Raw genomic sequence first — 20,757 nt, 5'->3', positions numbered from 1 at the left:
CCGCTAGTTGGAGGTCGGGTTAGTAACCAGGATTTTGCTCGTAGAGGTACGACGAAGCCGCCAGCTCGTTTTGCGGCACCGGATACAGGATGTCGTTGGCCACGATAGGCTTTCGGATCCGGTTGCGGGTGTCTTCTGCGGTAGCCCAGCTGTTCATAATGGTCACGAGCTGGCCCGAGCGGACCAAATCATGCCAGCGCAGGCCTTCGCAAGCAAACTCGAGGCGGCGTTCTTCCATCAGTTGGGCCATGGTAACACCGGTCAGCGGGTTGGCCGTCAAACCGGCACGGTCACGCACCTGCTTCACCAAGCCGTCTACTACAGTCGAAGGGCCACTCTTGCGCAGAAGGGCTTCGGCTTTCAGCAGCAGCACGTCAGCGTAGCGCATCACAATGAAGTTGATAGGCCAATCGGTGCGGGAGGTGCCCCGTAGCGCACCGTTCACGTACTTTTTGAAGGCCGGACGGGTTTCTACAGCCACTGGCGTAGTGGTGGTGGTGTAGCCCACCTGCAACGTGGCGGCCTTGCGAGTATCGGCGGTGGCGTACTTAGCAACTAGGTCGTTGGAGGGTGGGCGCAGCTCGTCGCCGGTGCCGAAGCCCGTGCCGGCTCCAATCGATTGGAAGTAGTTGTTGGTGAGCAGAATCGAAGGATACGAAGCTCCCAGACCCGTGCCACCGCTGATGTACTGCACATCGAAAATCACCTCGCGGTTGTTTTCGTTGGTGTAAGAAAATACGTTGGCATAAGCACTGGGCGAAGTGCCAGCCGTCGTTATCAGCTGATACTTGCCGCTGTTGATTACCTGGTCGAGCAGGGCAATGGCCGCGTCGTAGTCGCTGGTGCCGAGGCCTGGGCCTTCAATGCCATACGTCGGACCGGAACGGGTGAGGTACACCAGCGCCAGCATGCTTTTGGCAGCGTTGTTGGTAGCACGGCCCAGGTTAGCAGCTGCGTACGTATCGGGCAGCTTGGTAATGGCGTCCTGCAGGTCGGCCACAATCAGATTGTACACCTCAGCAACCGGCGTACGCGGAATTTTTACTACTTCCTGCGGCTCCAGTGGCCGGTCTACCAGCGGCACTTTGCCAAAGTAGCGTACCAAATCGAAGTAGTACAGCGCCCGCAGGAATTTCGCCTCGCCCTCAATGCGGGTCCGGTCGGCGTCGGTTAGTACAGAGCCGTTCTTGGTGAGCTGGTCGAGCACGATATTGGCCCGGAATACGCCCACGAAGTCAGTCGTCCAGGTATCAGCCGGATACTCGTTGGAGGTGATGGTAGTCGAGAAGTTGTTGATGGGTTCCCAGGTCCGGATACCCTGCGTGCTCACGCCGTAGATGTTGTCGGAGCGGGTTTCCGACATGGTCAGTTGCCGGTCGGGGTAGTCGCGCAGGTTGCTGTACACCGAGTTGATGGCCTGCGTGAAGTCGTCGGCGGTTTTGTAGAAGGTAGGAACCGAGCCGCTGGAAATCGGGGCTTGGTCGAGGTCTTTTTCGCAGGCACTCAGCACAAGTACGCTGGCAGCCAGAAGCGAGAGGAAAGTCTTTTTCATAGTGTCGTAGCAGCTTAGCGGCTAGAAAGTAACGTTGAGGCCTACAGTCATCGACTTGGTCAGGGGCAGTCCGCCGTAGTCGGTGCCTACCGAGAAGCCACTGCCGCCGGTATCGGAGTTGGTGGCGTCCACGTTGTAGCCGCCGCGGTAGGTGTCGTGACCGAAGAAGTTCTCAGCCGACACGTAGATGCGGGCCGCCTGCGCGTATCTCTTGCTGATTACGCTGCCCAGGTTATACCCTACCGTAATGTTGCGCACCCGGTAGTAGTTAGTCGAGTACAGCCACGAGTCGCTTTTCAGCGGCGTGAAGTTGGCTTGTGCCTTCCCCCGCTCGCCAGCGCCCGGGTTGTCGACGGAACGCCACCGGTCACGCTGCAGGCCCAGCACGTTCTGGTTGTAGCCCATGTTGGTGTTGTCGATGGCCCGCCCGATGAGCGAGTAAAGGCTACCACCGTTTTGGCCCTGAACCAGCACACTCAGGTCGAAACCTTTGTAGTTGAAGGTGTTGGTGATACCCCAAGTCAGTTTCGGGTTTGGCTGGCCGATAATCACCCGGTCTTTCTCGTTGATGATTCCGTCGCCGTTGGCGTCGTTGTAGCGCGGGTCGCCGATGGTCTGGCCCTGAATGAGTGCTACACCGCCATCAATGTCGCTCTGGGTCAGGATGCCGGTCTGCTGAATGGCATAGAATGTGAACATCGGCTGGCCTACCATCAGCAGCGTGCTCGACGCGCCGTAGGGTGAAGCAATTTCGATGGTCGCGTCGCCTTCGCCCAGGTGCACTACCTCGTTGCGGTTGTGGCTCACGTTCAGGGAAGTGTTCCACCCGAAAGCACCGGTCGTGTTGCGCGAACGAAGCTCCAGTTCTACCCCCTGGTTGAGCACTTCGCCGATGTTTACGAGCTGCGACGAGTAGCCGGAGGCACTGGGGCGCGGCACGTTCAGCAGCAGGTCTTTGCTGGTTTTGGTGTAGTAATCGAACGAACCCGTAATGCGGTTGTCAATCACTCCGAAATCCAGGCCCACGTCAATCGTCTGCGACTTTTCCCAGCGCAGGTCGGCGTTCGGCGCTTTGTTCGGCGACTGACCGGAGGCCACTACCCCACCGAACGTATACGGATTGATGCCCAGCGTCGCAATGCTGCTGTAGTCGCCGATGCCGTTGTTACCCGACATGCCGAAGCTACCACGCACCTTCAGCTCGCTCACCACCGGCAACGCTTTCATGAAGTTTTCCTGCGAAATGCGCCAGCCCACCGAAGCGGCCGGGAAGATACCCCAGCGCCGGTCTTCACCGAAGCGCGAGGAACCGTCGCGGCGCACGCTGGCCGTAGCCAGGTACTTGCCATCGAAAGCGTACTGCACGCGGCCGAAGTAAGACAGCAGCACGTTCTGGGTTTCGCTGGTGCCGTTGTCGCCGGTGCCCGTGATGTTGGTGGCTCCGTTCAGCGTCGTTACGGCGCTGTTCGTGAAGCCGCCCGACGATTTGAGCTTGTCGGTTTCGGTCTTGAAGAAGTTGTAAGAATAGCCCGCCAGCGCCGATATATCGTGCTTGGCCGCAATAATGCGGTTATACGACAGCGTATTCTCGTTCACGAAGGCCTGCTTGCGGTAGCCGCTGAAGGTACCCGTAGCGCCCGAGCCAACCAGCTTGGAGTTCGGAATGTAGCTTTTAGCCCGCGAGTCGGTGTTATCGAGGTTCAGCGTGGAGCGGAAGCGCAGGTCGCGCAGCAGCTCGTAGTCGCCGTAGATAGTGCTCAGCGTCCGGAACGTAGTGGTTTGCTGCTGGCGGTTGGTCAGTTCACCCACCGGGCTGATGCTGCTGCCGCCCCAGGTATACACCGGGTTGTCGCCGTAGTTGGTGAGCACGCCCGCCGATGACTCGGCCACCGGCACCATCGTAATGAACTTCTGGGCCAGGTTGTCCTTGCCTTCTACGCCGGGGTCGTTGGATATGGCGTAGCTAGGGCTGATGTTGAGGCCGAATTTCAGCTTGTCGGAAGCCTTTACTTCCATGTTGGCGCGGGCCGAGTAACGCTTGTATGCTACCCCAATTACAATACCCTCCTGGTCAGTGTAGTTGCCCGACACATAGTAGTTGACGTTGTTGGTAGCGCCGCTGGCCGAAATCTGGTAGTTCTGCACCTTGCCGGTGCGGAAGATTTCGTCCTGCCAGTCGATGTAGTCGAGGCCAGGGTGGCCGGGCATAGCCCACCGCTCGTCCAGCATCTGCGACGGGTTGATGGTGGTAACACCCAGAATGGCCTGCCGCTCCGCCGTGCTCTGGCTGGCCAGACGTATCGGCGCACCAGGCGTATTGGGTTGCGAACGAACCCAGTTGTTGTTGATGATTTCAGTGGCGCGCTCTACCCATTCTTCCGACGAAAGCAGGTCCAGCTTCTTGGCCATCTGCGAGAAGCCGCCATACACGTTGAAGTTGATCTGAGGCTTACCGGTTTTGCCACGCTTGGTCGTCACCAGCACCACACCATTGGCGGCACGCGAGCCATAAATAGCAGCCGCAGCAGCGTCTTTCAGCACCTCAATCGACTGAATATCGTTGGGATTGATGTTGTCGAGCGGGCTGCCGGTGGCGTAGTTGCCGTTGCCGTTGGGCGAGGTGCCTTCCAGCGGAAATCCGTCGATTACATACAATGGCTGGTTGTTGGCCGTGATGGAGCCGTTGCCACGTACCTGCACATTGAACCCCCGGCCTGGCAGACCAGTATTCTGCTGCACGTTTACACCGGCCAGCGTGCCTACCAGCGCCTGGTCAACCCGCACAATGGGGCGCTCTTCCAGTTTGGAGGCATCCAGCGTAGCAATAGCGCCGGTTACGTCGGCCCGCTTCTGCGTGCCGTAGCCGACTACCACTACTTCGTCCAGTGCTTTTGAGTCTTCGGCCAGCTTAACAGAGAAGTTCTCCTGTCCTGTAAACTGGCGTTCCTGCGTAGTGTACCCAATGAAGCTGAATACAAGCGTACCCGAATTTTCGGGAACCGTCAGCGTGAAGCTGCCATCGGCGGCCGTGGTGGTGCCGCGTGTGGTGCCTTTCAGCACTACCGTTACACCGGGGAGGCCTTCGCCGTTAGCAGACGTTACTTTACCGGTGAGGGGCACCTCAGCTACGGTCTTGAGCGAAGGGCGTGCCTGGACGGTAGCAATTCCTGGCCCCGCTAGCAGCAGCAACGGCAGGCAGGCTACAAACTGGCCGCGCCGCCATATGTAACTTTTCTTCATGGGTTGTAAGGGTAGGATTGTTGAGGTGTGAGGCTAAAGGGGAGTGCTTTAGTGTTGCTAAATTATTTCCTCTCCTAGCCCAAACTGTCCTGTAGACTACCGCCCGGAGTGATTACTCACGAATTATTTTTCTAATAATTAATTGAACTGCCTTATGTCGGGCCACAGGATATCGTATATCACCCATTTTCTATAGCTGTCTGCCTCTATGAAGCACAACTCCCGCTACCGAAAGTACGGTAGCGGGAGCGGCCCACCTAAACGCGCACAAACCTTAAGACCCCAGGTAGTTACCAACCCCCACCACTACCGTCGAGAGCACCACAATCAGGATGCCCAGCGAGATGGTGCGCATAGTGGGCCGGTTGGCGCCGCGCCACTCGTGCAGCAACAGGCCCCACATGCTGCTGAACGCAATAATAAACGCCATGTGCAGCGTCCAGCCCGAGAAGCGGTACTCGCCCATCTGGCTGTCGCCCATGCCGTAGAAAAAGAACTGGAAATACCACGTAAAGCCCGCCAGCGCGCAGAATACAATGTTACGCAGAATGGGTGCCGACACGCGGGTGTAGTCGGTGTAAGTCTTGTTTTTGATGTTGAGGTAGATGGTCCAGATGGCATTAGTGGTAAGGCCACCGAGCAGAATCACCACCAGAATGGCGTTGTTGACATACAACGGGTTGGTGCCACTTTGCGCGGCCAGCTCCGCAATGGGCTGCCCGGCCGTCAGGCCAAACGACATGCAGGCGCTTAGCACGCCCGAGAAAACCGCCACCATCAGGCCCTTGCGCAAGTCGAATTCAGCCACACCAGCTTGCTTTTCTTCCGTAGTCTGGCTGCGCTCCTTCATGATGCCGGCGCGGCCACAGATCAGAATACCCACCACGCACACCAGCAGCCCCAACATAATCACCTGGCCCGAAGTGGTGCTCAGCAGCGTGCCAAACGTTCCTTCCCAGATGGGCGGCACCAGCGTTCCGAACACAGCGCACAAGCCTAGCGTCACGGCCATACCCAGCGAGAGGCCCAGATAGCGCATAGCCAGCCCGAACGTGAGGCCGCCGAAACCCCACAAAATCCCCCATATATAGGTCCAAATCAGGGTTTCGGTCTTGGCTTGGGCCAGCACGCCCCACAGGTTGGGCACCGTTAGGTAGCCGATCAGAATGGGGGCCAACAACCACGAAAACAACCCGCCTACCAGCCAGTAGCTTTCCCAAGCCCAGCCATTTACCTTTTTATAGGGTAAGTAAAAGCTCCCGGAGGCAAAGCCGCCAAGTGCGTGCAAAATCACGCCAAGAAAAATACTCATGTGCAGGTGGGTTGAGGGGTTGATATGGTCAAATCTGCCGTGATTCTAAGCCGGAACACTCCTGCTCCCTCCTGAAAGCAGGATACTACCGGTGAGTGAGGCATCACCAGGAAAAATCAAGGCAACTTTTTTTTCTGAGACGAGCAGGAGAGTGCAGGAGGTTTGTCAAGGGGCGGGTAGCGTCCTTTGGTAAAGAAAATACCCTTATCCGGTTTCCGGCACCCAAATAGAAGCCTCACAATGGAAAAAACCTTAACCTTTCAGCACGTCAGCTATCTGTGGGACGAGGCCAAAGCCCTGGAACTGGCCCACGACGAAGTCGCGCTGTTCCTGTACCGCTCCAATCTGCTGGGCGCCGACCTGCGCCTGACCAACTACGCCGGCGGCAATACGTCGTGTAAGATTACAGAAATTGACCCGGTCACGGGCCAGCCTGTGGAAGTAATGTGGGTGAAAGGCTCGGGCGGCGACATTGGTACGCTCACCAAAGCCGGCTGCGCCAACCTGTATGTAGAGAAGCTGCACCAGCTGAAAAACCGCTACCGTGGACTGGAATTCGAGGACGAAATGGTGGACTTGTTCAACCATTGCCTGTTCGACCCCAAGTGCGCGGCCCCCAGCATCGACACGCCGCTGCACGGCCTGCTTCCCTTCAAGCATATCGACCACCTACACCCCGACGCTCTGATTGCCATTGCCGCCAGCAAAGACGGCGAGCAGATCATGCAGGAAATCTGGGGCGACACCATGGGCTGGCTGCCGTGGCAGAAGCCGGGCTTCGACCTGGGCTTGCAGTTGGAGAAAATTGTGGCTGATAATCCGGGTCTGCGCGGCGTGATTCTAGGCGGCCACGGCCTGTTCACCTGGGGCGACACCAGCTACGAGTCGTATATCAACACCCTGGAGGTGATTGAAATGGCGGCCACGTATCTGGAAGCCAACTACGGCAAAAAAGCACCGGTTTTCGGCGGCGTGAAGCTCTCCGCTGGCCCCGATGAAGCCACCCGCCGCCGTATGGCCGCCGACGTAATGCCGGTGTTGCGCGGTCTGGCCTCGGGCCACCGCCGCATGCTGGGCCACTACACCGACGACGCCCGCGTGCTGGAATTCGTGAACTCCCACGATTTGGCCCGGTTGGCGCAGAAAGGCACTTCCTGCCCCGACCACTTCCTGCGCACCAAAATTCGCCCGCTGGTACTCGATGAGGCTATCATGCACCAGCCTCTGGCTGCCGTGCAGGAGTACTTGCAGGAGCAGTTTGCAGCGTACCGCCAGGATTACGCAGCGTATTATGAGCGCAGCAAGCACCCCAACTCGCCCGCGATGCGCGACGCCAATCCGGTGGTGATTCTGTGGCCTGGCGTGGGCATGTTCACCTTCGCCAAAGACAAGCAGACGGCTCGTGTAGCTGCTGAGTTCTACACCAACGCCATCAACGTCATGAAAGGCGCGGAGGCGGTAAGCGAATACACTGGTCTGGCCGAGCAGGAAGCCTTCAACATCGAATACTGGTTGCTGGAAGAAGCCAAGCTGCAGCGCATGGCTCCGCCCAAAGCCCTGTCGGGCAAGGTGGCCTTCGTGACGGGCGGCACCGGCGGCATCGGCAAAGCCATCTGCGAGGAATTGCTGAAATCCGGCGCCTGCGTGGTGGCCGTAGACCGTGACCGGCTGGAAGAAACCCAGGCCGACCTGCGCAAGCAATTCGGTAAAGACAGCGCCCTCACCGCGTCCATCAACGTGACCGATGCCGACAGCATTGCCGAATCGTTGCGAGCCAGTGTCCTGCAGTTCGGCGGCGTGGATATCGTCGTGAACTGCGCCGGCCTGAGCATCAGCAAGCCGCTGGCCGACACCACCCAGGCCGATTGGGACATCCTCAACGACGTGCTGGTGAAAGGTCAGTTCTTGGTGAGCCAGGAGGCCGTACGCATCCTGCGTCAGCAGGCGCTGGGCGGCGACATCGTGAATATTGCCAGCAAAAACGGCCTCGTGGCCGGCCCCAACAACGTGGCATATGGCACGGCCAAAGCGGCCCAGCTGCACATGAGCCGCCTGCTGGCCGCCGAGCTGGGTCCCGACAAAATCCGCGTCAATACCGTCAACCCTGACGCGGTGCTGCGCGGCAGCAAGATCTGGGAAGGCGACTGGGCAGCCGGCCGGGCCAAGGCCTACGGTATTTCGGTGGAAGAGCTGCCGCAGCACTACGCCAAGCGCACCCTGCTAGGCGAAGAATTGTTGTCTGAAGACATTGCCAAAGCGGTTCGCGTGTTCGTGGATGGTAGCCTGAGCAAGAGCACCGGCAATGTGCTGAACGTAGACGGCGGCGTGGCCATGGCCTTCGTGCGCTAATTGATTGTGGAAGAAAGGGACGTAAAAAGGCCAGCCGATATGCTGGCCTTTTTATATTTCTCGAACTTTAAAACTGCCTACTGATTCGGAGGCTTTTGGCAACGTTCCCGGTAACGATTGCACAACTAAACCGGTATTTTGCTTCGCATTGTAGGATAAGCTCTGTAATTTATCCCGTGACCAGCGTAGTCCCACCCTCGCTCCTACCTACGCCGCCCCCGGATGCACTCCTTTCCGGCTTGGCTGCGGCTGCTCTATTCCTCCCACCTAGCCCGCTGGTCAGCCGGCGCTATGCCCACCCTCTATCCGTCCGCCCAACCCATGTACAAGCTGCAGTTCAAGCCGTTCGACAAAACGCCGAAGTACAAGCAGATTGTGCAGTCCGTCATCACCGATATTGAGCGGGGCACACTCCGCAAAGGCGACCAGCTGCCCAGCATCAGCGAGCTGAGCGCCGAATACTACCTGGCCCGCGACACCGTGGAAAAAGCGTATCGGGAGCTGCGGGAGCGGGGTTTCTGCACGTCGGTGCAAGGCAAAGGATATTACGTGCAAGCCCCCGACAACAACAAAATCAAGATTCTGCTGGTCTTCAACAAGCTCAGCTCCTACAAGAAAATCGTGTACTACGCCTTCTTGCAGGCGTTGGGCGAGCGGGCCACCGTAGACCTGCAGATTCATCATTACAGTGCCTCCATTTTCCAGGAAATAATGGAGAAGAATATGGGCAAGTACAACTACTATGTAGTCATGCCCCACTTCACCCAGGACCTGGACAAAGCCGACTACAAGAGCATCCTGAACGCCATTCCGACCGACGAGTTAGTGCTACTCGACAAGGAGCTGCCCGAGCTGAAACAGCAGCCGCTGACCGTGTATCAGGATTTCGACAAGGATATTTTCACGGCGCTGGAAGGCACCAACGACCTGCTCGAAAAATACCACCGCATGGTGCTGGTGCTGCCCAGCGTCGGCAACAACTACCCGGTGGAAATTGCCTGGGGCTTCCGCACGTTCTGCATCAACTACAACAAGGAGTTTTCGGTGAAGGAAAGCGCCATGAACGAGGTGATGGAGCCCGGCACGGCCTACGTGGTGGTGGAAACCACCGACCTGGCCGAGCTCATCAAAAAAGTACGCCAGACGCACTACCTGCTGGGCCGCGAAATCGGCATCCTGTCCTTCAACTCCAGCACACTGAAGGAGTTATTAGGCATTACCGTCATCACCACCGACTTCGAGGCCATGGGCCGCACCGCCGCCGAGCTGCTGCTGGAAAAGCAGCGCGTGAAGGTGAAAAACCCGTTCTACACGATTCGGCGCGGCTCACTGTAGGTTACAGGTTAGTCTGGCGGATTTCCTGAACGGTGTAGAAACGCATACTTGCGTCTTGTCGTTGAACGAACAAAGGCGCGTCGTTCTGTCCATACAACGTCAGCAACGACGAGACGCTACTATGCGTCTCTACACCGTTGAGTTGACCGAACTTCCCGGCACAGCTCGAAAAGGGTATGTGCCAAATTGCCGTTGCAATTAACCGCTCACTCACCGGCCGCTGAAAATACCCGGCATACAGGAGAGTTCAGAACAGTTCCGGCGGGGGCGGGTGGTAGTTTGCTTCTCTAAATCCAGCCCGCGCCGCACCCATCCGGTGCCTGCCAATGGCTGGCCGGCTTATCCCTCCCACCCTCGTCTTTTCCGCTATGCTCACGGATCAACAGATTCAGGACCTCAACCAGCCGCTGCTGGACGACCACCAATTCCGCTACCAATTCCTTACCGAGTTGCTGGCCCGCCGCGGCGTGGAAGCGCCGGACGTGGTGCAGCAACTGGTGGCATTTCAAGTGGCTATTCCGAGCTGGGCGCTGGGCACGGGCGGCACCCGCTTTGGGCGCTACCCGCTGGGCGGCGAGCCGCGCAGTCTGGAAGAGAAAATCCAGGACGTGGCTCTGCTCAATCGCCTCAACGGCTCGTCGAACTCGATTTCGCTGCACATTCCGTGGGATATTCCGCAGGACGTGCCGGCCCTGCAGCAGCAGCTACGCGAGTCGGGCCTAACGATTGATTCGATGAACTCGAACACGTTTCAGGACCAGAAAAACCAGCCCTACTCCTACAAGTTCGGCTCTTTGAGCAACACCGAAACTGCCGTGCGCCAGCAGGCCATTCAGCATAACATCGAGTGCGTAGAATACGGCAAGCAGCTCGGCGCAAAAATCCATACAGTTTGGCTCGCCGACGGCTCCAACTTCCCCGGCCAGCAGCACCTGCGCCGCGCCTACCAGCGTACTGCCGAGTCGCTGGCCAGCATCTACGAGGCCATGCCTTCGGATATGACGATGCTGATTGAGTACAAGCCCTACGAGCCGCACTTTTACTCCACCGTCATTCCGGACTGGGGCACGTCGTACTCGTTGTGCCAGTATCTGGGCCAGCAGGCGCAGGTGCTCGTGGATCTGGGCCACCATCTGCCCAACACCAATATCGAGCAGATTGTGGGCCGCCTCAAGCACTTTGGGCGCCTGGGTGGTTTCCACTTCAACGGCTCGATGTACGGCGACGACGACCTGACTACCGGCAGCACCAAGCCGTTTCAGCTGTTTCTGATCTTCAACGAGCTGGTGGATGCCGCCCAGGACCAGACGCTGGCCGAGGCCGCCGTGGCCTACATGATTGACGCCAGCCACAACACCAAAGACCCGCTCGAAGACCTGCTGCAATCTGTGGAAAGCATCTTGGGCGCTTATGCCAAAGCCCTGCTAGTAGACCGCGCCGCCCTGCACGAAGCCCAGGAGTCCAACGACGTGGTGCGGGCCGAAGAACTGCTGCGCGACGCTTTCCTGACCGACGTGCGGCCGCTAGTGGCCGAGGCCTACCGCCAGGCCGGCGGCGCCCTGAGCCCGGTGGCCGTGTACCGCGCCGGCCAGGTGCGCGAGCAACTCATTCAGCAACGCGGCAAACTCAGCCTTTCGACCGGCCTATAAGCATGAAAAAATCCATCTACGCCGTGTTCGATGTTGGCAAGACCAACAAGAAAGTCATCCTTTTTGATGAGGACCGCCAGATCATCGACGAGCACCAGCAAGTGTGCCTGGAAACCGTGGACGAGGAAGGCTTTCCGTGCGAAACTCTGACGCGCCTCTCGCAGTGGGTGCAGGACCGCTGGCAGGCGCTCCGCCACGACACGCACTACAACCTGAAGGGCGTGAATTTCACGTCGTACGGGGCCAGCTTCGTGCATTTGGGGGCTAATGGCCAACCGATTCTGCCGCTCTACAACTACCTCAAACCGCTGCCAGCGCCTATGCAGGAGCAGTTTTTTGCGGAGCTGGAGCAGAGTCCGGTAGACTTCGCCATTGAAACATGCTCGCCACGGCTGGGCATGCTCAACTCGGGGCTGCAACTGTACTGGCTCAAGCAAACCCGGCCCGAGCAATACGCCCGCATCCGCACCTCGCTGCACTTGCCACAGTACCTGTCCTACCTCATCACGGGCGAGGCCTTCAGCGACTTCACGTCGGTGGGCTGCCACACGGGGCTTTGGAACTTCAAGCTGGGCCGCTACCACGACTGGGTGTACCGCGAAGGTATCGACGACAAGCTGGCACCACTCACCAAAGACTCCATTGCCTCGGTGGTCGACGGCATTCTGGTGGGTGTTGGGTTGCACGACAGCTCGGCCGCGCTGCTGCCCTACCTGCAGGAAAACGAGCAGCCGTTTTTGCTGGTGTCCACGGGTACCTGGGCCGTTACGCTCAACCCGTTCAACCGCGAGCCACTTACGCCCGAGCTGCTGAGCCGCGACTGTTTGAGCTACCTCTCGCCGAAAGGCGAAATGACCAAGGCTTCGCGCGTGTTCTTTGGGCGGGAGCATGACTTTCAGGTACAGCGCATCGCGCACTACTTCCATGTCAAGCCTGATTTCTACCACTCCCTGATGGTAGCGCGGCCATATGATGAGGCCTCGCTAAGCTTCCGGCCCTGGTGCATGCACGGTACCGGCCCTTTCCCCGACCAGCCCGCCACCGAGTGGGACCTAAGCAATTTCAGCACCGCCGCCGACGCCTACCAGCACCTCATGCACGGCCTGATGCGCATCCTCACCGAGTCCATCAACCTAATTCGCAAGGACGAAAAGCTGATTTACGTGGATGGTGGCTTTGCCCGCAATCCGCTGTTTATGCAGCTGCTCGGCTGGAGCTTTCCAGATGCCAAAATCCGCACGCTGGAAGTGCCCCAGGCCACGGCGTTGGGCGCGCTCATGCACATGGAGCAGGGCGAAGCCTGGAAGAAAACGCAGCTGTTGTTTAGTTGATTTTCTACCTCACAGCACCCTAGCAAATAGTTCTCATGCTGAGCTTGCCGAAGCATCTCGCCCGCAATAGTAGTCAAGTTACTTTGGCGAAAGAGATGCTTCGACCGGCTCAGCATGACGTTTAAAACAACGCATGAAAGTAGCCCTTTTCGTCCCTTGCTACGTCGACCAGTTTTATCCGCAGGTGGCTATTGCCTCGCTGCAGTTGCTGGAAAAACTAGGCGTGCGGGCGCATTTCCCGAAGCAGCAAACCTGCTGCGGGCAGCCGATGGCCAACAGCGGCTGTGAGCAGGACGCCAAGCCGGTGTACCACAACTTTGTGGATGCTTTCCAGGACTACGACTACGTGGTGGGGCCGGCTGGTAGCTGCGTGTACCACGTGCGCAAGCACTTCAACATCATCGAACAGACGCCGGCGGTGCAGCACGTGCGCACCAACACGCTGGAGCTGTTCGACTTCATCATCAATGTGCTGGGCATCACGGAAATTCCGGGCTCATTTCCGCACAAAGTGGGGCTGCACCTGAGCTGCCACGGCCAGCGTGGCCTGCACCAAGCCAACGAATCGGAAATGACGCCGGTACGCGACGGGCAGCTGCGGCGGCTGCTGAGCGGTATGCAGGGCCTGGAGCTAACGGAGCTGACCCGCAACGACGAATGCTGCGGTTTCGGGGGCACGTTTTGCGTGAGCGAAGCGGGCATTTCGGCGCGCATGGGCCAGGACCGGGTGCAGGACCACGTACGCAACGGCACGCAGGTGCTTACCGGCGGCGACATGTCGTGTCTGATGCACCTGGAAGGTATCGTGCGCCGCCAGAAGCTGCCGGTGCATGTACTGCACGCCGCCGAAATCCTTAATGGAGTAATTATCGGTTGATGGCTGATTGTTGGAGGTTGATTGTTAGCTGATGATTGTTGAAACTCGACAGTCGTCAATCACCAACCAACAATCAGCCATCAACCTCCAACAATTAACAATCAGCCCCCAGCCATCAACAATCAAGATGAGCCATTCTGAACGCTCCGATATTTTCCTGCTGGATGCCGAGCGCACCACCTGGCACGACGAAACGCTGTGGTTTGTGCGCGAGAAGCGCGACAAAGCGGTGTACGCCACGCCTGAGTTTCAGGAACTGCGCCAGCTGGCTTCCGACATCAAGGACCACACGCTCAGCCGGCTGGATTTCTATTTGCAGCAATTCGAGGAAAATGCCCGCCGCAACGGCGTGCACGTGCATTGGGCTGTCGATGCGGCCGAGCACAATGCCATTGTACTGGGGCTGCTGCGCCAGCATGGTGCGACCCGCGTGGTCAAGAGCAAGTCCATGCTCACCGAGGAGTGCCACCTGAATCCGCACCTGCTGGCGAACGGCATCGAGGTAATTGATACTGACCTGGGTGAGCGAATTATTCAGCTGCGCGAGGAAGCACCCAGCCACGTAGTACTGCCCGCCATTCACCTGAAAAAGGAGGACGTCGGCGACACGTTTCATAAGTACCTCGGCACCGAAAAAGGCAACAACGACCCGCAGCAACTCACCGAAACGGCGCGCCAGCACTTGCGCGAGAAATTTCTGGCCGGCCAGGTGGCTATTTCGGGCGTGAACTTCGCGGTGGCCGAAACCGGCACCGTGGTGGTGTGCACCAACGAAGGCAACGCCGACTTGGGTGTGAACCTGGCGCAGGTGCATATTGCGTGCATGGGCATGGAAAAGCTGATTCCGCGCCTCTCCGATTTGAGCGTATTCACGCGCATTCTCACGCGCAGCGCCACCGGCCAGCCCATCACCACCTACACCTCGCACTTCACCCGGCCCGCCGAGGGCAAGGAGCTGCACATCGTCATCGTGGACAACGGCCGCACGCAGCAGCTGGGCCGGCCCGATTTCCGGGCGTCGCTGAAGTGCATCCGGTGCGGGGCCTGCATGAATACCTGCCCGGTGTACCGCCGCAGCGGCGGCCACAGCTACGACTTCACGATTCCGGGCCCCATTGGCGCGATTCTGTCGCCCAACATCGACATGCGCAAGCACGCCTCGCTGCCGTTTGCCAGCACGCTCTGCGGCTCCTGCACCGACGTGTGCCCCGTCAAAATCGACATCCATACGCAGCTATATAAATGGCGGCAGGTACTGGGTGAGGCGGGCAAGCTGCCGACCAGCAAGAAGTGGAGCATGCGCCTGCTCAGCCGCGTGCTGGCCAAACCAGGGATGTACAGCGCGGGCGGCAAAGTGGCCCGGCAGGCGCTACGCCTGCTGCCGCACGGCCTCACCCACGGCCAGGGCTACAACCCCTGGGCCATTGCGCGCGAACTGCCAGCACCGCCCCAGCAAAGCTTCCGCGAGTGGTACGCACAACAACCTCAGAACGACAAGGCATGAGCAGCCGCGAGAAAATCCTGGCCGCTGTGACGGCCAATCAGCCTGCCAAAGTACCGCTGCCTACCGTGCCGTTTTTCGAAGGCGACGCCTCAGTGGAAAAGTTTACGACGCTTGTGCAGGCCATTGGCGGGCGCGTGGTGGAAGTCGCCGCCTTGGCTCACTTGGAGGAGGTTGTCCGGCAGCTATTCCCGGCGGACTACCGCGTGGCCTCTCCCCTGCTCTCCTCTGCCAACGTATCCGTTGATGCGCAAACTCCGCTGGCGGTGCTGGCCGACGTAGAACTGGCGGTGTTGCAGGGCGAGTTTGGGGTGGCCGAAAACGGTGCTATCTGGCTGCCGGAAGAAAACATGCTGCACCGCGCGCTACCCATGATAACGCAGCATCTCGCCCTGGTTCTCAGCCGGCAGCAGCTGGTAGCCACCATGCACCAGGCCTACGCCCGACTGGCCACGGTGGGCGGCTACGGCACGTTCCTGGCCGGCCCTTCCAAAACCGCCGACATCGAGCAGTCGTTGGTGATTGGCGCGCACGGCGCCCGCAGTCTGACGGTGCTGCTGGTGCCTTAGGCTGTGTCTGAAAAGCCGTTTAAAGTGTATTGAGCGTCATGCTGAGCTTGCCGAAGCATCTCTACCGCCTCGTTGCAGTAGTAGCCCAACAAAGCGGTAGAGATGCTTCGACAAGCTCAGCATTACCGTTCTAGAGTTTTCAGACACAGCCTAGTCAATTCTATACCCTTTACTAACCACCAGCTCAGGCGTTGGCCAGGGCCCGGTCGAGGTGCACGTAGCCGCCATCGACGTGCAGAATCTGGCCGGTGGTGTGGCTGCTGCGGGCCGAGAGCAGAAAGGCCGTGGTATTAGCAATTTCTTCGGCCGTGGTCATGCGGTTTTCCAGAGGAATTCGGGCGGTGATTTCGCGGAGCTTTTCGGCCGGATTGGCCAGTGTCTGAATCCAAGATTCGTATTGCGGCGTCCAGCATTCGGCCACCACCACGGCATTCACGCGGATACCGTATTTGAGCAGCTCCACGGCCCATTCGCGGGTGAGGGCATTGCGGCCGCCGTTGGCGGCGGCGTAGGCCGAGGTATTGCCCTGGCCCGTTTCGGCCGTTTTAGAGCTGATATTCACGATGCTGCCCCGCGACTTTTTCAGCTCCGGCAGCGCGTGGTGCGCCAGCAGGTAGTAGTGCACTAGGTTGCGGTGCAGACTCGCCACAAACCCCTCGTAGCTGCCGTGCTCTAAGCCCACGCCGTCGTTCACGCCGGCGTTGTTCACCAGCCCATCCAGGCGGCCAAACTGCACTACGGCGGCCCGCACCGCCGCTTCGCAGTGCGCCGGGTCCGACAGCTCGGCCACTACCTGGCCGGCGCGGCCGCCCGCCGCTACCACGGCCGCTACAGCGGCCTGATTATCGGCTCCGTTGCGGCCGATGATGACTGGCACGGCGCCTTCCTGCGCCAGCACCTGCACAATGCCTTCACCGATGCCTTTGGCACCGCCACTCACGAGAATCACCTTATCCTGAAGCTGTAAATCCATGGCTGAAATGACTTATAAGTGGTACACCCGCGCGGCGGTTTCGCCCCAGAAACCGGCCTGATCTTCCACCGAAAAACGCGCTACGTAGTCCTGCAGCAGCTCTACCACGCGGCCGTAGCCGCCGGCCACGTTGCACACCGGCCAGTCGGAGCCAAACAGTACGCGGGCAGGACCAAAGGCGTCGAACACCACATCCAGATACGGCTGAAAATCCTGCGGCGTCCAGTGCTGCCAGTCGGCTTCCGTCACCAGTCCCGATACCTTGCACAGCACGTTTTCTTGGGCGGCTAGGGCCTGCAGTTCACGCCGCCAAGGCTCCAGCTCGCCCGCTTTAATGAGCGGCTTAGCGAGGTGGTCGAGTACGAAGGGCTGCGTGGAAAACACGTCTGCCAACTCGGCTGCGTAGCCCAGCTGGTCGGGCTGAATAAGCAGGTCATAGGTAAAACCGTGCTGGTACAGTGCGGCAATACCGCGCCGGAATTCCGGCCGGAGCATGAGGGCCCGGTCGGTTTCGCCCTGCAGGATATGCCGAAAGCCTTTCAGCTTATCAAACTGCGCGTAGTGCGCCAGTTGCTCGGACACGTTTTCAGCCTGCAGATCAACCCAGCCCACCACACCCCGGATGAAGTCGTGGCGGGCGGCTAGCTCCAGCAGAAATTCGGTTTCGCCAGTGCTTTGGCTGGCCTGCACCGCCACGCAACCGTCGAGGCCGTGGCGGTGCAGCAGCGGCTCCAAATCCGACGGCAGAAAGTCGCGCTGGATGGCGGCCATGTCGGGCGTTATCCAGGCGTCGCGCCGGGCGTCGAAGTGCCAGAAGTGCTGGTGCGCGTCAATTCTTGGCATAGGCCTTCAACTGCTGCCGGGACGTGCCCAGCCCTTCGATGCCCAGCTCCACCACGTCGCCGGGCTTGAGGTACACGGGCGGGTTGAAGCCCAGGCCTACGCCGGCCGGGGTGCCCGTGGAAATGATGTCGCCGGGCAGCAGCGTCATAAACTGGCTGATGTAGCTGACCAGAAACGGAATCCGGAAAATGAGGTTGGCGGTGGTGCCGTCCTGCATCATTTGCCCGTTCACGCTCAGCCATAGGCGCAGGTTATTTACGTCCGGGATTTCGTCGGGCGTGGCCAGCCAGGGGCCGATGGGCGCGAAGGTGTCGCAGCCCTTGCCCTTGTCCCAGGTGCCGCTGCGTTCCAGCTGAAACTCGCGCTCCGACACGTCGTTGTGCAGCGCGTAGCCGGCAATGTACTCGTGCGCTTCGGCTTCGTCCACGTAGGAAGCGCGCTGGCCAATCACTACGGCCAGCTCCACTTCCCAGTCGGTTTTCACCGAGTTTTTCGGGATGACAATAGCGTCGTTCGGGCCCACCAGCGCCGTGGTGGACTTGAAGAACAGCACCGGCTCGGGTGGCGGCGTGGCGCCGGTTTCGCGGGCGTGGTCGGCGTAATTGAGGCCCACGCACACGATTTTGCTGGGCCGCGCCACCGGGCTGCCCAGGCGCACGTCGTCGGCCAGTTCCGGCAGCTGGCTTTCGTTGACTTGCACAAATTCCGCCAGTCGCGCCAGGCCGTTGTTGGCAAAAAACGCTTCGTTGTAGTCTTCGCCGAAAGTTGAAACGTCGTACTTCCGGTCGTTGAGGATGATTCCGGGTTGCTCCTGCTCAGGCCGGCCGTGGCGGATTAGCTTCATGTGAGGATAGTTGATTGGTTGGTGATTGGTGGAGGCTGATTGGTGATTGTTGGGAGTTGATTGGTGATTGTTGGGAAGGTCGGGCAGATGAGTCGGACGTTGCAAAGCACAAAACAATCAGCCCCAACAATCACCAATCAACCCCCAACAATCAATTATTCAGCGTGATGAAACCGCCATCCAGCGGGTAGTCGCAGCCGGTGACGAAGCCGGCTTCAGCAGAGCACAGGTATAAGGCCAGGGCAGCTACTTCGGCGGGCGTGCCCATGCGGCCGATGGGCTGGCTTTTGGAGAGCTTGTCGAACAGCTCCGCTTCGCGGCCAGCATAGTTTTTGGCAATGAAGCCATCCACGAACGGCGTGTGCACGCGGGCCGGCGAAATGCTGTTGCAGCGGATGCCCGCCGCCAGGTAGTCGCGGGCCACCGACAGCGTCATGGCGTGGATGGCACCCTTACTCATGGAGTAGGCAAACCGGTCGGTGATGCCGACGTGGGCGGCAATGGAGGCCATGTTGAGGATGGCGCCGCCGCCGTGCTGTTGCATCAGGGGCACGGCCGCAAACAGGCAGTTGTAGGCACCCTTCACATTCACCTGATACACCCTGTCGAAGTCGATTTCAGCGGTCTGCGCCACGTTACCGACGTGGGCAATGCCGGCATTATTAACCAGAATATCCACTTGGCCGATAGTCTGAAACACGCGCACCACGTCGGTCTGCTGGCTGATATCGAGCAGGTGCGCCTCAGCTGTGCCGCCCGCCCGCTGGATTTCGGCTACGGTGTGGGACGCGGCTTCCTGGTTGAGCTCGATGATGTGCACATGGGCGCCCTGCTGCGCAAACAGCTGCGCAATGGCCTGCCCGATTCCGCTGCCGCCGCCCGTCACGACGGCGCTTTTGCCTTGTAAACTGAACATGAAGGTCTGGTTTTAGAAAAAGTAGCCGCGGGCTCAGTGGCCGCCCGCCAGGGCCGGAGCAGGTGGCCCCACCGGCACCCGCGCGTTGCGGAGGGCGAAGTACAGCACCACCAAAAAACACAAACCCGGCACCACGTAGGCCGTTTGGATGGAGCTGGCATCGGACACGCGGCCCATGAGCACTGGGAACACCGCGCCGCCCACAATGGCCATAATCAGCAGTGAGGAACCGTCCTTGGTTCTGGGCCCCAGCCCGCGGATGCTGAGCGAGAAGATAGTGGGGAACATGATGGACATAAAAAACTCCACGCCCATCAGCGCATATACCGGCAGCTGGCCTTCCAGCGTCACGGCCAAACCCACCAGCAGCACGTTCAGCAAGCTGCACGCCGCCAGCAGTTTTGCCGGGGTCACCACCCGCATCAGCGCCGTCCCGATGAAGCGGCCCGCCATAAAGCTGAGCAGCGCCCCCGACAGATACAGCGTAGCCGTTTGCTCCGGAATGCCGGCCACGCTGCCCGCAAACCGAATGAAAAAGCTACTGATGCACACCTGCGCACCCACATAGAAAAACTGCGTCAACACGCCCAGCAGCAGGTTTTTCTCCTGCCACAACGAGCCCTGCGTGCTGGCATCGTCAGTGGCCGCAGCCTCGATGATGTCGGGCAGGCGGGTGAAGTAAAGCACAACGGCCACCAGCAGCACCACGGCCCCAATCACCAGATACGGTAGCTGCACCGCCGAGGCTTCTTGGCTCAGGTAGGCGCTCAACTGCGCTGGGGCCATGACCGCCTGCTGCCCGGCCGTTAGGCTCTGGCCCGACAGAATCAGCTTGCCGCCCAGCAGCGGCGCCAGCGTAGCGGCCAGCCCGTTGAACGACTGCGCGAAGTTCAGCCGCTGGGTGGCACCGGCCGGGTCGCCGAGCACGGTGATGTAGGGGTTGGCGGCCGTTTCCAGGAATGTGAGGCCGCTGGCAATGATGAACAGCGCCACCAGAAAGAAGCCGTAGGCCCGGGTTTCAGCGGCCGGATAAAACAGGAAGGCGCCCGTAGCAAACAGGCCCAACCCCACCAGAATACCGCCTTTGTAGCCGAAACGCTTCATGAACTGCCCGGCCGGCAGCGCCACCAGAAAGTAGGCCGCAAAGAACGCCGAGTCAATCAGCGCCGACTGCGTGTCGGTAAGCTGGCAGGCCTTTTTGAGGTGCGGAATCAGCACCGGATTCAGGTTCACGGCGAAGCCCCACAGAAAAAACAGCGAGGTAATCAGGGCTACCGCAAACAGGTTCTGGTTTTTCTTCATCGGTGGCAGAATGAGCAGCAGCAGCTAGGTAACTGTCATCCTGAGTTCCGCGAAGGACCTTGTCACGGCTGGGTTAGCGTTGAACGGTGCCGTTCTGGTGTGATAAGATCCTTCGCGGGGCTCAGGATGACAAGCAGGCTTCAGGATGACAGGCGAACAGCAGA

At 59.6% G+C, this 20,757-nt stretch carries 15 protein-coding genes; 7 read left to right on the top strand and 8 right to left on the bottom strand.

The annotated features are described in order from the left end of the window. Positions 1-19: 19 nt before the first annotated feature. The 3 genes from H4317_RS06995 to rhaT form a co-directional block, all read right to left on the bottom strand. Positions 20-1,552: a RagB/SusD family nutrient uptake outer membrane protein gene (locus H4317_RS06995; protein ID WP_185889409.1), complete on the bottom strand. Its 1,533-nt coding sequence runs from the start codon at positions 1,550-1,552 to the stop codon at positions 20-22. 21 nt (positions 1,553-1,573) lie between these two features. Further along, positions 1,574-4,792 carry a SusC/RagA family TonB-linked outer membrane protein gene (locus H4317_RS06990; RefSeq protein WP_185889408.1) on the bottom strand — a complete coding sequence of 1,073 codons (3,219 nt, stop codon included), beginning with the start codon at positions 4,790-4,792 and terminating at the stop codon, positions 1,574-1,576. Between the two features lie 274 nt (positions 4,793-5,066). Continuing rightward, positions 5,067-6,104, bottom strand: a complete 1,038-nt coding sequence (gene rhaT / locus H4317_RS06985) for an L-rhamnose/proton symporter RhaT (protein WP_185889407.1) — start codon at positions 6,102-6,104, stop codon at positions 5,067-5,069. Between the two features lie 240 nt (positions 6,105-6,344). Here rhaT and H4317_RS06980 point away from each other — a divergent pair, with 240 nt between their 5' ends. The 7 genes from H4317_RS06980 to H4317_RS06950 all read left to right on the top strand — a co-directional run bounded on the left by H4317_RS06980 (position 6,345) and on the right by H4317_RS06950 (position 15,715). Continuing rightward, on the top strand, positions 6,345-8,453 hold the full coding sequence (locus H4317_RS06980) for a bifunctional aldolase/short-chain dehydrogenase (RefSeq protein ID WP_185889406.1): 2,109 nt from the start codon (positions 6,345-6,347) through the stop codon (positions 8,451-8,453). 291 nt (positions 8,454-8,744) lie between these two features. Then, on the top strand, positions 8,745-9,788 hold the full coding sequence (locus H4317_RS06975) for a GntR family transcriptional regulator (protein WP_260625883.1): 1,044 nt from the start codon (positions 8,745-8,747) through the stop codon (positions 9,786-9,788). Positions 9,789-10,156: 368 nt separating this feature from the next. After that, a complete protein-coding gene (locus tag H4317_RS06970; protein ID WP_185889405.1) occupies positions 10,157-11,437 on the top strand; it encodes a sugar isomerase in 1,281 nt (426 codons plus the stop codon). A 2-nt stretch (positions 11,438-11,439) separates the two neighbouring features. Further along, on the top strand, positions 11,440-12,768 hold the full coding sequence (locus H4317_RS06965; protein WP_185889404.1) for an FGGY-family carbohydrate kinase: 1,329 nt from the start codon (positions 11,440-11,442) through the stop codon (positions 12,766-12,768). A gap of 133 nt (positions 12,769-12,901) precedes the next feature. After that, positions 12,902-13,645, top strand: a complete 744-nt coding sequence (locus H4317_RS06960) for a (Fe-S)-binding protein (RefSeq protein WP_185889403.1) — start codon at positions 12,902-12,904, stop codon at positions 13,643-13,645. A gap of 127 nt (positions 13,646-13,772) precedes the next feature. Further along, positions 13,773-15,149, top strand: coding sequence for a lactate utilization protein B (locus H4317_RS06955; protein WP_185889402.1), 1,377 nt, complete (start codon positions 13,773-13,775; stop codon positions 15,147-15,149). Beyond that, positions 15,146-15,715, top strand: coding sequence for a LutC/YkgG family protein (locus tag H4317_RS06950; protein WP_185889401.1), 570 nt, complete (start codon positions 15,146-15,148; stop codon positions 15,713-15,715). The genes H4317_RS06955 and H4317_RS06950 overlap by 4 nt, the downstream gene beginning before the upstream one ends. Before the next feature lie 184 nt (positions 15,716-15,899). Here the strand turns inward: H4317_RS06950 and H4317_RS06945 are convergent, their stop codons facing one another. From H4317_RS06945 to fucP, 5 genes are all read right to left on the bottom strand, one after another. Then, a complete protein-coding gene (locus H4317_RS06945) occupies positions 15,900-16,688 on the bottom strand; it encodes an L-fucose dehydrogenase (protein WP_185889400.1) in 789 nt (262 codons plus the stop codon). Between the two features lie 12 nt (positions 16,689-16,700). Further along, the gene (locus H4317_RS06940; RefSeq protein WP_185889399.1) at positions 16,701-17,531 is read right to left on the bottom strand and encodes an amidohydrolase family protein; all 831 of its coding nucleotides are present in this window, start codon (positions 17,529-17,531) and stop codon (positions 16,701-16,703) included. Next, positions 17,518-18,375, bottom strand: a complete 858-nt coding sequence (locus H4317_RS06935; RefSeq protein WP_185889398.1) for a fumarylacetoacetate hydrolase family protein — start codon at positions 18,373-18,375, stop codon at positions 17,518-17,520. Before H4317_RS06935 ends, H4317_RS06940 begins: the two co-directional genes overlap by 14 nt. A gap of 151 nt (positions 18,376-18,526) precedes the next feature. After that, positions 18,527-19,291 carry an SDR family NAD(P)-dependent oxidoreductase gene (locus tag H4317_RS06930; RefSeq protein ID WP_185889397.1) on the bottom strand — a complete coding sequence of 255 codons (765 nt, stop codon included), beginning with the start codon at positions 19,289-19,291 and terminating at the stop codon, positions 18,527-18,529. A 33-nt stretch (positions 19,292-19,324) separates the two neighbouring features. Beyond that, a complete protein-coding gene (fucP, locus tag H4317_RS06925) occupies positions 19,325-20,593 on the bottom strand; it encodes an L-fucose:H+ symporter permease (protein WP_185889396.1) in 1,269 nt (422 codons plus the stop codon). Positions 20,594-20,757: the final 164 nt, after the last annotated feature.

Origin of the sequence: Hymenobacter sediminicola (assembly GCF_014250515.1) — a bacterium.
In the GTDB taxonomy this organism is placed as follows: Bacteria; Bacteroidota; Bacteroidia; order Cytophagales; family Hymenobacteraceae; genus Hymenobacter; species Hymenobacter sediminicola.
The sequence above is the reverse complement of the archived record's forward strand: the minus strand, read 5'-3'. Positions and strand labels throughout refer to the sequence as shown.

Coding starts and splice junctions, on each gene's coding strand:
- H4317_RS06995 (WP_185889409.1), bottom strand. CDS start 1,552: ATGAAAAAGACTTTCCTCTCGCTTCTGGCTGCCAGCGTACTTGTGCTG.
- H4317_RS06990 (WP_185889408.1), bottom strand. CDS start 4,792: ATGAAGAAAAGTTACATATGGCGGCGCGGCCAGTTTGTAGCCTGCCTG.
- rhaT (WP_185889407.1), bottom strand. CDS start 6,104: ATGAGTATTTTTCTTGGCGTGATTTTGCACGCACTTGGCGGCTTTGCC.
- H4317_RS06980 (WP_185889406.1), top strand. CDS start 6,345: ATGGAAAAAACCTTAACCTTTCAGCACGTCAGCTATCTGTGGGACGAG.
- H4317_RS06975 (WP_260625883.1), top strand. CDS start 8,745: ATGCCCACCCTCTATCCGTCCGCCCAACCCATGTACAAGCTGCAGTTC.
- H4317_RS06970 (WP_185889405.1), top strand. CDS start 10,157: ATGCTCACGGATCAACAGATTCAGGACCTCAACCAGCCGCTGCTGGAC.
- H4317_RS06965 (WP_185889404.1), top strand. CDS start 11,440: ATGAAAAAATCCATCTACGCCGTGTTCGATGTTGGCAAGACCAACAAG.
- H4317_RS06960 (WP_185889403.1), top strand. CDS start 12,902: ATGAAAGTAGCCCTTTTCGTCCCTTGCTACGTCGACCAGTTTTATCCG.
- H4317_RS06955 (WP_185889402.1), top strand. CDS start 13,773: ATGAGCCATTCTGAACGCTCCGATATTTTCCTGCTGGATGCCGAGCGC.
- H4317_RS06950 (WP_185889401.1), top strand. CDS start 15,146: ATGAGCAGCCGCGAGAAAATCCTGGCCGCTGTGACGGCCAATCAGCCT.
- H4317_RS06945 (WP_185889400.1), bottom strand. CDS start 16,688: ATGGATTTACAGCTTCAGGATAAGGTGATTCTCGTGAGTGGCGGTGCC.
- H4317_RS06940 (WP_185889399.1), bottom strand. CDS start 17,531: ATGCCAAGAATTGACGCGCACCAGCACTTCTGGCACTTCGACGCCCGG.
- H4317_RS06935 (WP_185889398.1), bottom strand. CDS start 18,375: ATGAAGCTAATCCGCCACGGCCGGCCTGAGCAGGAGCAACCCGGAATC.
- H4317_RS06930 (WP_185889397.1), bottom strand. CDS start 19,291: ATGTTCAGTTTACAAGGCAAAAGCGCCGTCGTGACGGGCGGCGGCAGC.
- fucP (WP_185889396.1), bottom strand. CDS start 20,593: ATGAAGAAAAACCAGAACCTGTTTGCGGTAGCCCTGATTACCTCGCTG.